This is a genomic window from Streptococcus sp. 714 (assembly GCF_013277115.1).
GTDB lineage: Bacteria > Bacillota > Bacilli > Lactobacillales > Streptococcaceae > Streptococcus.
In genome coordinates, this window is the sequence record NZ_VMMH01000034.1 from 1 (window position 1) to 13,714 (window position 13,714).

9 protein-coding genes and 2 pseudogenes are annotated in these 13,714 nt (G+C 29.5%); 1 reads left to right on the forward strand and 10 read right to left on the reverse strand.

The window, feature by feature from the left end; translation table 11 throughout:
- The 3 genes and pseudogenes from HT718_RS09180 to HT718_RS09190 form a co-directional block, all read right to left on the reverse strand.
- Positions 1–1,739 (reverse strand): annotated as a pseudogene (locus HT718_RS09180) (MBL fold metallo-hydrolase); the annotation flags it as partial.
- Between the two features lie 81 nt (positions 1,740–1,820).
- Positions 1,821–2,627: a LicD family protein gene (locus HT718_RS09185; protein WP_173268256.1), complete on the reverse strand. Its 807-nt coding sequence runs from the start codon at positions 2,625–2,627 to the stop codon at positions 1,821–1,823.
- Positions 2,624–4,123: an oligosaccharide flippase family protein gene (locus HT718_RS09190; RefSeq protein WP_173268257.1), complete on the reverse strand. Its 1,500-nt coding sequence runs from the start codon at positions 4,121–4,123 to the stop codon at positions 2,624–2,626. Before HT718_RS09190 ends, HT718_RS09185 begins: the two co-directional genes overlap by 4 nt.
- Before the next feature lie 244 nt (positions 4,124–4,367).
- Between HT718_RS09190 and HT718_RS09195 the strand changes: the two genes are divergently transcribed.
- Positions 4,368–5,624 (forward strand): ISL3 family transposase, encoded by a 1,257-nt coding sequence (locus tag HT718_RS09195; protein ID WP_173268258.1) that lies wholly within the window; start codon positions 4,368–4,370, stop codon positions 5,622–5,624.
- Between the two features lie 617 nt (positions 5,625–6,241).
- On the opposite strand, the gene HT718_RS09200 is transcribed toward HT718_RS09195, so the two are convergent.
- The 7 genes and pseudogenes from HT718_RS09200 to HT718_RS09230 form a co-directional block, all read right to left on the reverse strand.
- Positions 6,242–7,279 (reverse strand): prephenate dehydratase, encoded by a 1,038-nt coding sequence (locus tag HT718_RS09200; RefSeq protein ID WP_173268259.1) that lies wholly within the window; start codon positions 7,277–7,279, stop codon positions 6,242–6,244.
- A complete protein-coding gene (locus tag HT718_RS09205; RefSeq protein WP_173268265.1) occupies positions 7,279–8,733 on the reverse strand; it encodes an O-antigen polysaccharide polymerase Wzy in 1,455 nt (484 codons plus the stop codon). Before HT718_RS09205 ends, HT718_RS09200 begins: the two co-directional genes overlap by 1 nt.
- A 32-nt stretch (positions 8,734–8,765) precedes the next feature.
- On the reverse strand, positions 8,766–9,785 hold the full coding sequence (locus tag HT718_RS09210; protein ID WP_173268260.1) for a hypothetical protein: 1,020 nt from the start codon (positions 9,783–9,785) through the stop codon (positions 8,766–8,768).
- Positions 9,786–9,796: 11 nt separating this feature from the next.
- Positions 9,797–10,900: a glycosyltransferase gene (locus HT718_RS09215; RefSeq protein ID WP_173268261.1), complete on the reverse strand. Its 1,104-nt coding sequence runs from the start codon at positions 10,898–10,900 to the stop codon at positions 9,797–9,799.
- Between the two features lie 7 nt (positions 10,901–10,907).
- Entirely contained in the window at positions 10,908–11,873 is a 966-nt protein-coding gene (locus HT718_RS09220) for a glycosyltransferase (protein WP_173268262.1), read from the reverse strand.
- Complete coding sequence (locus HT718_RS09225) at positions 11,870–13,084, reverse strand: CDP-glycerol glycerophosphotransferase family protein (RefSeq protein WP_173268263.1); 1,215 nt, start codon at positions 13,082–13,084, stop codon at positions 11,870–11,872. The genes HT718_RS09220 and HT718_RS09225 overlap by 4 nt, the downstream gene beginning before the upstream one ends.
- Positions 13,085–13,225: 141 nt before the next feature.
- Positions 13,226–13,549: pseudogene (locus HT718_RS09230) on the reverse strand (LicD family protein); the annotation flags it as partial.
- Positions 13,550–13,714: the final 165 nt, after the last annotated feature.

Genomic DNA, 13,714 nt, shown 5'->3' on the forward strand with positions numbered 1-13,714 from the left:
ACAGTTGACAAAGAGCCTTCTTTCTTATTGGCAATACTTGACTCTATAATCGAATCCTCTTTTTGTTTTTCTGAATTTGAAGAGTTAATTTCTTTATGATTTTCTTGCTTTTCTTCCTTATTAATCTTGTCTGATTTATCAGTTAAAGTAGATGTTTCCTGTTTGTTTGTAGAATTATTTTGCTGCTTATCAACAGCAACTACTTGTTTCCATATACCTTCTTCATTTACTTTATAACCATCAGGTGTGGTAGAATTTTTCAACAAGGAACCATCTGCTTGGAAATAGTACCAGTTACCATCAACCCGTTGCCAGCCAGTCTGCATAGCACCAGACGCACTAAAGTAATATTGCTTGCCATCTACTTGATTAAGGCCAACCAACATAGTGCCTTCCTTAGATTCAAGATAATACCACTTATCATGATTTTTTAGCCAACCAGTTTGACCAATTCCTGAATCAGAATAAAAATACCATTTCTCCTCAAGTTTCTGCCACTCAGTCTGCATGGCTCCACTAGCATTCAAATAGTAACGAACACCATTTATATCTTGTCTACCAGTTAACATGATGCCATCTTTATCCAGATAATACCAAGTTTCCTGATCCTTGACCCAGCCAGTTTTCATAGCTCCATAACTTGCAAAATAGTTCCAGTGACCATCAACAAAGGCACATCTAGTTTGCATCACACCTTCTTGATTAAAGAAATATTTTTGTCCAGAAATTTCCACTAATTCATTATATTTCCGATTACCTGTAGAGCTAATATAATACCAAAAACCGTCCTTCTTGAACCAGCCAGCTTCTTGCATCTTACCACTACTATTTAAATAATACCATCTACCATCAAGCTTTTCTCGGGAGTCATTCAAATGAAGCCATTTGCTAGCTTGCATCTGTCCTTTCCCGTTAAAGAAATAATAATCTCCAGCAATTCTCTTCCAGCCAATAGCCATTTGTGTATCAGATAAACGATACTTCCAGTATCCGTCTTCTTTATACCATTTTTCATTTACTGAAGGTATATTTGGTAGACTTTCAGAAATATCCGTAAATCCTTTTTCGCCTATTGTAAAGACTGTTGCATCTTTTGTCTGACTAGATGCATGAACAACCTGAATATTTTTTCTTTTAAGATAATCTCTAGTTGTAGAAAGGTTTGCATCTGCAGCCGAAGTATGTACAACCACCTTCGGTGATAAGTAGTCTAAGAATGGAATAGTATTAGAAATTTTAGCATCATAGTGATAATTCCATTTCAGCATATCTACCTTACCAATTACAGGTCCCAACTTATCTTCTGCACCCTCAACATTATCCAAGTCTCCACCAAGATAGATTCTCTTACCTGCTACTGTTACAACTGCTACAATTGAGTTTGAATGTCATCAAATACCCTTTTTAGATGTCCGTTGCTTTTTATAGTTATACAGCTGAATATCCATGTCACCTAAAGTAAAATGACTATCTTTATCTGAGATATCTTGTATTAATTTTACTCCACGTTCAGTAGCAGTCTTTACAGCATTATCGTAATTATAAAGGTTATCCCACAATCTCCATTTTGTTGCAATACGTTCATCAGCATATCGTTTTAAATAAAATCTATCAACAGGAAAACGTTTAAGAACTTCATCTGCAGAACCAATGTGATCACTATGGACATGGGTTCCTAGAATAAAATCAAGTTTTTTAATACCTACCTGTTTCATGTGTCTGAACAGTCTATCTTCTAACTTTCCATTAATCTTGCCTCAGACATGATAGTATCTTTAAGTTAGAAATGTTAATTTGACCTCATCTTCTAAATATGATTGTTACTTGTCCTCAAGCAGGTATACATCAAACTCATGCCCAAAAACTCTTTCTTCTTCAGGTGGCAACTGCATGTAATCACCATAATACTGTGTTAAAATGAAATCATAATTTTGGGGAGCTGGTAGTCTAAGATGTTCAAAATCTAAAGTTATTATTTCTTCAAAAATTTTTCTTTCAAATACCTCTTTTTCTCCCAACTTTGAAGAAAGGAAAGCTATAAATTTACCATTTGGATTATAGTGTTTTTTAGTCAGTTTTTCCATAATAATTGCAAAAACTTTTGGTGGTATTGGCAGTAATATGAACCAAATAATTTGTCTAATTAAATCTTTAATTTGACTATCTTTATAAATAATATTCTTTCTCTTACTTGATGCTAGTAATTTTAAACTTTCCAATCTATAAAATAATTTCATGATTTTTTTGTCATTAAAGGTATCCATAGGGAATATATCAATAAAGACACCTGAGGGATAAGATGTATATACTCTTGTATTTTCAATAACAGTGGATGTATCTACTATCTTTATAAAATTATTGTAATATTCTTTTTGCGTCCCTAATGAGAGTAACTTATATTTTGAACTATCTTTTTCAAATAAGTCGATGAATTTATTATAATTTTCACGTGTCATGCTAATATCAATATCGTCATCCCACGGTATAAAACCTTTGTGCCTAACAGCTCCTATCAGTGTTCCATAATTAAGAAAATATTCTATGCCATTTTTTTTACAAAAAGTATCTATATAAGATAAAATATCCAATTCTATATTTTTAGCTTCATCTACTGTTATTTTTTTCATTCTTTTCTCCCAAATTTTAAAATTTTCCTTTTGATTCGTTTAAGATGCTCAAAAACTTCTTGTAAGATTGCATCATTGGTTACATATAATAAAACTGTATAGCTTGTTATTGATAGAATTATAGTCATAACTATATTTATAATTAATTTGGAAGTTATGATCATTTCTGTAGGATTAACAATATTAACTATAAAATAAATTGGTATAAATGTAAGACTATACATAAAATATCGTATAGTGTAGTAGAATATATTTTTTAATGAAATTAATTGTTTTGTAATAATAAATCTTGAATAGATTATTAATAAAATAATTTCAGAAATCATTGTAGTTATCAGGTAAAATTCTGGTTTTGAAATATTATTCATAAACAATATACTGTCTAATAAAATGTTTATAATACCCGAAAATAGAGTGAAAAGCGTTAGTTGTTTTTCATAGCCATGAGCAAATATAATTTGAGTTCCTAATATAATATCTAAAGATAAGAAAATTGATCTAAAAGCGAATAACGAGGTTAACATACCTCCCTCAACATATTTTTCACTTCCGTATATCAGTATTGCCTCAGTTCCTAACACAGTTAATCCAAGGCTTATAGGTATAATAAAAAACATAAACATACGGCTTCCTCTGTTTACTAAATTGTAATAAGAAGTTTTATCCCCTTTTCCTAAATAATAATTCAGTCTAGGAACACTTACACTTACAACTCCAGTAATTAAGCCAGCTATAACTCCAACAATTCTTTGAGCCATTGTATAGTATGTCACATATAACTCTTCGCCTATTTTTACTAAGAATAATCTATCAAGGAAAGTAAATAACATATTTGCACTTGAAAAAACAAGCATAGCAGTAAGTGGCAAAAACAGAGGCTTAAAATCTTTAATATCTATTCTAACTAATTTGATATCTCTTTTTATCCAAAAATAACTAATTAAATAATTTATAAGAGTAGATAAACTCATTATCAATGTATAAGGTATAATATCCTTTTCTTCTTTAACAAATATAAATATAGAAAATAACATGAGAGTTCTAATCAAAGCTGTTTTATAAAAAAGAAAATCATAGTTTTCCAATGCTTCATTAACCCATTCTATGGAAAACATTTGTGCAATTAATTGAATCCCCATTACTAAATAAACCTTTTTCAGTACAGGATTATTTTCAAAAAACAAAGGATAAGCAAATATATAGATTACAATACATAAACTGGTACAAGTTATACAAAGATAGAATAATTGAGAAAATACTTTGTTTACCTCATTTTTATTATCTTTTACGTTACTAATGCCTCTTAGACCATATGAATATACTCCGTATGTAGCAAAAGGCAAGAAAAACGAGAGTATAGTGTCAACAGAATTGAAATAACCATAGTATGTTTTATCTAATACACGAGCTACATGTGTTCCTGTTAAAAGAGGGAATATAATGTTTAGTATTCTGATCCCTAGATATGCTAAAGCATTTAGTTTAATACTTTTCATGAAAAAGAATAGTTCCTTTCTAAGAAGTTCCAACTACCATTATAGCATATAAAGATATAAAAAACCTCAAAAGAACAGTTTCATTATATTATCAAAATTCAAATAATTATACTGAAAATAGAGAATTAAAGAATTTATAGTGAGTAAATCCACTATGGATATTATGGAGACTATTTTATTGTAGAAAAAATTCCCATATGACCTATAACGCAAAACGACAAAACAACTCATTAGAAAGAATCATATGGAACAATTACACTTTATCACAAAACTGCTAGACATTAAAGAGCCTAATATCCAATTTATGGATGTCATAAATTGGAATACCCACAAAGAAATTATTGCTAAACTAGATTGTGAGGCCCCATCTTGTCCTGATTGCGGAAGTCTATTGAAGAAATATGACTTTCAAAAGCCGTCTAAGATCTCTTACTTCGAAACAACTGGCAAGCCTACTAGAATTCTCCTGAAAAAGCGTCGTTTCAAGTGCTATCATTGCTTGAAAATGATGGTCGCCGAGACCTCACTCGTCAAGAAAAATTACCAAATTCCTCGTATCATCAGCCAAAAGATTGCCCAGAAGCTAATTGAAAAGACTTCTATGACAGACATTGCCCATCAGCTGGCCATTTCAACTTCAACTGTCATTCGAAAACTAAAAGAATTCAAATTCAAAACGGATTTATCCTACCTACCAACTCACATGTCTTGGGACGACTATGCCTTTACAAAGGGAAAGATGAGTTTCATTACGCAAGATTTTAACAAACTCAACATCATCACTATTCTTGAGGGTAGAACACAAGCTATCATCCGAGATCACTTTCTTAAATATGATAGAGCCGTCCGATGTCGAGTGGAAATCATTACAATGGATATGTTTAGCCCTTATTATGCCTTGGCTAAACAGCTTTTTCCATGTGCTAAAATCGTTCTAGATCACTTTCACATTGTCCAACACTTGAGCCGTGCTATGAATCGTGTGCGTGTCCAAATCATGAATCAGTTTGAACGAAAATCTCATGAATACAAGGCTATCAAACGCTACTGGAAACTCATCCAACAAGATAGTAGGAAACTCAGCGATAAACGTTTTTATCGCCCTACTTTTCGCATGCACTTGACCAATAAAGAGATTTTAGACAAGCTTTTGAGCTATTCAGAGGACTTGAAACACCACTACCATCTCTATCAACTCATGCTTTTTCACTTTCTGAATAAGGAACCGGAGAAATTTTTCGGACTCATTGGGGACAATCTAAAACAGGTTCATCCTCTTTTTCAGACTATCTTTAAAACCTTTCTCAAGGATAAAGAGAAGATTGTCAACGCCCTTCAACTAACCTATTCTAACGCAAAATTGGAAGCGACCAATAATCTCATCAAATTCATCAAGCGCAATGCCTTTGGATTTCGAAACTTTGAAAACTTCAAAAAACGGATTTTTATCGCCCTAAATATCAAAAAAGAAAGGACGAAATGTGTCCTTTCTCGAGCTTAGCTTTTCTTCAACCCACTACAGTTGACAAAGAGCCCAAAAAAGAGATTCGTCTTTCTGCACTCAGATTAGTTGTCTCAGACAACATGAGATTCCTTGTCAAGGTTTTACTGAGACAAGACATCGTACGATAAAAGTTTGATATCATAGAAACTATAAAGACATCTATCATTAGGGAATTGGAAAATATTTGATACTTTCAATCTACCCACAAAATAAACAATTTTATGGGTAGATTGAACTGAGACACTGTAAATACGGAAATTTTCTCTCAGAAAAACACTTTACTATACAGGGGAAGCCCTATACTACAAAAATCTTATTAAAGTTCATTCACAACATCATTTTATTAGCAATCCATACTGATCACTGTCATGTTACTGACTACCATGAGAAACAATAGCTTCAACCAATACACATTCTATTGCCATTGTATATCTTCTCTCTTAGCGAGTGTATTTATTATCTCATTATACATAACAAATTTTGTGATAATGCCTAGCCCCAAAATGTAGAACTCTGTCTATCCCATTTTGTTACACCTTGATTAACTTGACAAATGATAATACATAGCCTAATGTACAATACAAAATCAGATAAAAATTTATAATAGAAATAAACTACAGTCTAAATGTTGAGACACCTATTACGTTTTTATTTAAATTTTTGATAACTTGAAGATTTTCTTCAAAGTTTTTATATCTAGTTATACCGTATTCTTCCACAAATAAAATATTATCAGAATTTAGAATAGATTTAATGTCACCTATGTTTCCAATAACAAAATTTTGGGGCAGGACTTTAGCATACTTCTTGGAAAACTTATCAATTACTTTTTTATTTGTGCCTAGTAATAATAAGTTTTTATGCCCATTCTTATATTGTATCACATTTCTAAAATTATCTATATTATCTATTTTTACGATAAAATCTACACCATATTTTTCATAATCCCCTGCTCTATTAATGGTTGGATTAAAAATATATGCTGCAATGTTAACAAATATTACTAAAAATAGAGTTCCAATTCCAAGTATAATCAAACGAATTAATAGAGTTACTTTACTTATACCCGATTCGCTCTCACTTTTTTTAAGTTCCTTTGAATAAACTGGTTCCAATTTTTCAATTGCGACTCCTGAGTATGCTTGTTTAAATTTATCAACTAAATAATCCAATTTTTGTTCAATAATATCATTCGCCAATTTACTTGGTGTTAATATTTTCACTGTAATCCCTGCATTATTTAATAAATAATTTACTTCTATCTTTTTGTTCCAAAAATCAAAATTTGAGTTTTTAAGTGTAACCTCAGATGTCATTAATTCTGACGCAATTTTTTTCATATCTGATTCTGACTGGTCATTGAATAAATAAGCTCCATTTAAATTGGATTGAATTAAACGACCGTAGAAATCACTATAGCCTCCTACTGTATTACTATTAGGTGTTGTAGTTCCTTCTGATGGTGCTATTATTTTATATGAAAGATAACTAGAATAGTTACTAACATCCCTTACAATAGACTTTGTCGTAAGAACTCTATAAGAATATGGAATTGCTAAACAAAGAAATAGAACGATTAATGAAACTAGATTTAACACCTTTTTTTTATAAATATTTGCAAATAAATCTGCAATCGAATAGTTATCAAACATTATACATCTCCTTTATTATCAACTACGTGTTTTACTTTTCTATTTATTAGACCTGCTACAAAAAAGATAACAATAACTATTCCCCAAAATTGTAAAGTAAACAAATTTAAGAAACTCTCTGTAAAGCTACCTCTTGGCATAAAGAATAGATTATTTAAAATCAATAATGTAATACTAAAAAATAGTATCCCTGATTGATACGATGATTTCATCATAAATATAAAACTAATTCCCATTATGATACTTAACAAAAATAATCCAATCATGCCATAATCAGTATACATTTCCATTACATAACTTCCACCAATACCATGACCAGCTAAATAATCCTGCCTCAAAACAATATAGGAAATATTATGAGCATATCTATCACTTGTAAGAGCTAACTCCAAACTATTATTAGCACTAACAAATGGAGTCCCTCCAAATAAAATTCCCAAATTTCCTCTAGTTATATACTCAATTATCGGACTAAAGGTGTAATTTCTAAATTCTCGTACCGGTAAATTACTTCCGTATAGATATCCTCTCGCCAAAACACCAAAACTGGTCCCTTGTTTATAGACAAAATCTATCAAAAGTTCAGAAAGACTCATGTTACCAATGCCTTCTCCATCACGGGCATAATTCAAAAATCCCATTATAAGCATCATGATCGGTGTACCTAAATATAGCATAGCTTTTTCTTTTACACCTATCCATACTCCTTTTTCTGTCTGGTTTCTCATAAAATAATAGATAAATGAAAATATCAAACTTAATACAAATGGATTTCTTGTTCCTATTAAAAGATTTATCACATTACCTGTTACAAACATACCTAACACTATAGTTGAATGACGTTTGTTGGGCTTAGTAGCTAAATAGATACACATGGCATAAACTACAAACGTTGATAATGTATAGGTAAAATAAGGTAGCTCACTTTTGAAATCAGCATAATATTCATAATATGAAACATTTAATCTGTACACTAATCTTTCAATTATTCTTACTAGGTAAAATGGATACGAAACCAAAAATACTAACAGCGATACTTTCCTTACACTATCTATAAATCGCTTATTTTTAAGGGTTTTAATCTCTTCTTTTAATTTGCTTTCTCTTTTAGAAACTAAAAAACCTCCTATAGTTAAACCAATAATAGAAATTATAACAGCTAAAAACGAAAATCTATAAACATCTTCTTGATAAGTATCTATTAGTCCATATTTAAAATAATCAATCGTTGGTCTAGAAACCAAAAAAAGAAATATTGTAATGTAAAAAATAAGATGAATTATATAATACTTTATATTGTTAAAACAATATAAAATACTACTAACAATAAGCATAACTAAAGTTAACAATAAGGTTACAATTGAATCATTATATATATATGAAATTCCTAAAAAAATAGTTACAGTATAGCTAAATAGCGTAATTAAATAATACAATTTTTTCCATTCTATTATCAAATACTTACCTCATTCCTTTGTATACTAATTTAAAAGACATCTCCATTAGAAACAATATCATTCTTAAAATTATATAAATACTCTGATAATTCTAACTCTATGATTTCTACTTCAGCTTTGTATTTAACATCCCTATTGTAAACTTGCAAATTATTCACAGAAATGGCTGGATTGAAATACTTAAACTTTGTTTTATGATGGGTAGAATCTATTCCAATGAAATTTTCTATATCTTGTTTTGTTTCCTCGTAATTTAAAACTAAATCTTCAAAATTTAATCTTAGTGTTAAAGTATTTGTTTTTTTCTCATTTCTTCTCATCATTTTATAATATTGACAAAATTCCTTAACATCTGTTGGGTAAGGTATCTCTTGATTTCTAGGCTTCCAAAAATATTTATTCATGATAAATACATCTCTTGGATCTCTTGAAATTACTACTGGAAACAACTCTTCAAATTTATAATTATCAATAATATTAAGATTATGAGGTAATAAAAGTTGATCAAGAACTACATACTTTTCTTTATCAGATAATTCGTTTATCACAGCTAGAATAAATTTTTTGCTTTTTTCATAAAAATCATCTGGCGATACCAAACTCATTTCCAATTGTACTTGTTTTAGTTTTGTTGATTTTTTAAATATTACTCTCCGCATAACTCTTATAAACCAAGCTATTTTTGATGGTTTTTGATAATAGTACCATATCCCACGATATTTACTAGTTATTATCGAATCTAAGTAACTATCTACTATATTAAGGAAATTTTTAGATATTTTATGTTTATAATTAGCAATACCCCAACCACCATAAATATATAATTTTTTCATAAGTTTTCTGAAACTCTTTACGGCTTCATCACTTCTTATAGAATTGTTATTATATAGCAATTTGTATTCTAAATCAAACAATCCATCGGGAGCATGTAAAAAAACATACTCAAAGTCCGAGTTTTTAGTGTTAATTCCATCATATTCTCTTAATAAATCTGTCACAGCTGAGGAACCACTTCCCATATAACTCATAGGAATTATTATTTTATCCATAATTTGTTCACCTATAATTCTTTAATGATTTTTTTGATACTGACAATCTGTTTATCTAAGGAATATTTATCAACATACTTCTTACATACTTCCGAATTAATGAATCTATCTTCCTTCTTTTTACTAAGCTCTTCTATAAGATAGTTACAAATTTCTTCATTATCATCAGAAACAAATCCACATTTTTGATTATTATATAATTCTTTCGTTCCTCCTACAGGAGTACTAATAAATCCCTTTCCTAACGCTAACGCTTCCACCAAAACTGTAGGAAATCCTTCTGCTTCTGATAATAAAACAACATAAGATGCTTTTTTTATGTATGGATATGGATTGTCAACATATCCATACATAAATACATTTTTTTCTAAATGATTGTCAACTATAAATTTACTAACGTATTCCTCTAAATCACCTTTCCCTAATAAATATAATTTTTTATCAGGTATTTTCTCAACCACATTCTTAAAAACTTCTAACAATCTCTTAATCCCTTTGGCTTCCTCTATACGTCCTAAATAGATCAGACTGTCCTCTTCAAATTTAATATTTACATCTTCAAGAGAGTTAGTGTGAATTTTTTGAAAATCGTATCCATTATATACTAGCTCTATGTTTTTAGCATATTCAGGATAAATTTCTTTGATAGACTCTGATGTTTTTTCTGATATACTTATTATTTTGTTAACATGTTTTAATTTTTTTCCTTGTCTAATTCTAGAAAATTTATGCTTTTTTAGATTATAGATTGTTCCATGATTCCAAGATACTGTTTTCGCATTATTACTAAGTAAGTAAACTGGATATAAATAATTAAAAGCTATTTCATAATCATATTTTTTACTTGTTACTAGATATCTAAATAGTTTAGGAAATAGCAAAAATAGTTTCCACTTAATTTTTTTCAAAAAAGTAGTATTTTCTAAATTTTTAAAAAGCGGTTTCAACATATTAATGTTATCATCATGGTTTTCCCCCGTGCCATGATTATTTATCTCTAAAACATCAATAACATATTCATCACTTAGACCTTTAGTAATATTTGCCAAAATCTTTTCAGCTCCGCCACCCATACTAAAAGACCATGTTATAAATAGAATTTTCTTTTTATCCATATCTTACCTATTTCAATAGTTTTTTCACTATACTTTTTTGATTATACTTTATTAAATACATAAGTAATTTTCTCTTTAAAGGTTGACTCTTTAAATACTTATTGTTTATCCAATTAGGATACTTCTTCTTTACTTTTTCTAGGTACTCTTTTAATAGGGGAGATTTTTCATCAATTCTTAAAATATTACAATATCCTCCATACAAAATATGATACCAATTAAAATATTCTAACTCTTCTTTATATTCTCCTGGATATTTTTCGGAATAGTATTCTTCAACACTGTCTAACATAACTTCTATATCTCTAATTTTATTAATTTCACTTCCTCCACGCATAATAGAGCCTTCCGTTAAATAGTATTTGTATATACTAAAATTAAAATATTTTGCCTTACTTACATTAGGCCAGAGTCTGGCCATAAATTCAAAATCTTCATATAAATAGCCACTTTTAAAGGTTAGTTTAGTTCTTCTTAAAAACTCTAAATCATATACAAAGTGCCAAACAGCATTCTGGAGAGTAAATAGTTTCTTTTCTTTTTTTGGAATAAGTATAATGTTTTCTTTTATTCCCATGCATACATTGTCTAATTTCCTACTCTCATATCCTACTCTATAATTAAATATATTTACTTCTTCTAAATCTTGATTTGCTATAAATTCTATTGAGCCTTCTTCTATTTCATCATCTACATCAACAAACCATAGATAATCTCCACTAGCTTTGTCTAAAATTACTCTTCTTACATGAGCAAGTCCTGCATTTTCTTGAGTTATAACTTTTATAAATGCAAATTTATCGCTATATCCCTTTAATATTGACTCACTATTGTCTTTTGAGCCATCGTTAACTATCAACAATTCAAATTCTATTTTTTCTTTTAAGCTATCATATTCCTTGATTATAGAATCTATACAACGTGATATATATTTTTCTCCGTTATATACTGCTACACCTATAGTTAATTTCATTCATTTTCCCCTAATACTTCTTTAATAAATGTATATACTCTCTTAGAATTCTGATCATCGTGTATTCTAAAAAACTTATCAATTTTTCCTTTATATTTATCTTCCAAAATCCAATTATTTTTAAATTGATTTTTTATCTCTGTTATCAATTCATCTAGGGTGTCTATAGATTTTCCAAATCCATCTTTATAGTCATAATATCCTTCTTCGTACTGACCTTCTCTAAATTTTTTATAATCAAATTGATAAAATAATACTGGTTTTCTCATATAACAAAAATCCATAAATACACTTGAATAATCTGTAATTAAAAAAGCGGACTTTTTTAATAGTTCTTGTATATCATATTTTTTCCAATCAGCCAATTTAATATTATTTGAAGAAGTTTGAAAATCTTGTAATTTTTTTTGCATGTTTCTATGTGGATAAAAAATTAAAGTTAGGTTATTTTTTTCTAAAAAGTTTTTTAAGTCATCATTTACTAAAAACTCATTCCATTTTTTAAAGTATTCACTTTCAGTAAAAATACTTCCTTCATTAAAATTATTTCTAGCTTTAGTATTTAAATTTAACCATTCTCTCCAAGTAGGCATAACAAGAATTTGATTATTATTTACAATATTACGATGAAGATTGTCAAATCTTGGAAATCCCAAATACTGTACATACCCACTAGGATAGCCAAATTTTTCCTTTACTTCAATGTATTCTTGTTCAGCTCCACATATAAAACCACGCATCTTTGTATTTTTATAATACAGCCATTTAGCATCATCTTTGGTTATTCCATGTTGCAAAAATATCTTATTTGTTTTTAAACCTAAATATACCTCCATAAGATTAAAAACAGCTGCATTAGGATTTCCTGCTTTCTGTGTACTTACATTTACTCCCGCACTAAGATAATAAACCCAGTGTTTAAAAGACCAATACTGAATACATTCTCCTAACTCTTTTACTTTATGAGCATCAGGAGATTTAAAATCAATAACATATATTACATTTTCCTCTGGGTAATTTTTTCTAATATATTTAAACAACCAATATCCATTATCTCTAGCTTCTTTTTCACTTTCGCATATTAGTATTAGATTCTTATTCTTGCGTCTGAAGAATAGAGAAATAACATAGGCTATAGGAAAAATAAATATAAGCGAAATAATATCTCTTATAGAAATTAATCTTAGTTTTTCTATAAAATTTCTATTCATCTGTATACCTCCTTAGAATCTTTGTGAAGTTTGATCAAACTTTCCACCTTGTTTGCTTTTTTCATTTAATAAACTGTTGATAGTTGTGATATTATTTACAGGGTATTGCTTTCATGGACAAAGTAACAGGTGTGATTTATAATCCTGCTGATAAGGTTTGATACAGGTGGTTTCCTTGTCACGAATGGTAATAAAAAGATTGCGGTCGACAAAATCCTTGTGACTCTTTGACAAGAAATAACGCTCATCTGCATAGCGAGGCCATAATTCTGCTAGTTTTTCATAATCCTTACGAGGCATAAAAAAGTCTAGGTCGTCATCCCAAGGAATAAACCCCTTGTTTCGAAGGGCACCAATAGCACCTCCCCCACAGAGGTAACAAAGCAAATCATGTTCTTTACAAAAGGCCACAAAATATTCAGCCATTTCCAGACTTCGAGCCTGAATTGCTTTCAAATCAGTCATATCTCTCCTCTTCTGTTCAATAACGAGTTATATCGTTTTATTATATCATAAAAACCCTTAAAAATCCATCAGACACTAAGAAAAATCAAAGTTCAAACCACTGTTTTACTGGTGATTCGAACCTTGATTTTTCCTGTATTATTTTAGGCTCTATAATATTTGTAG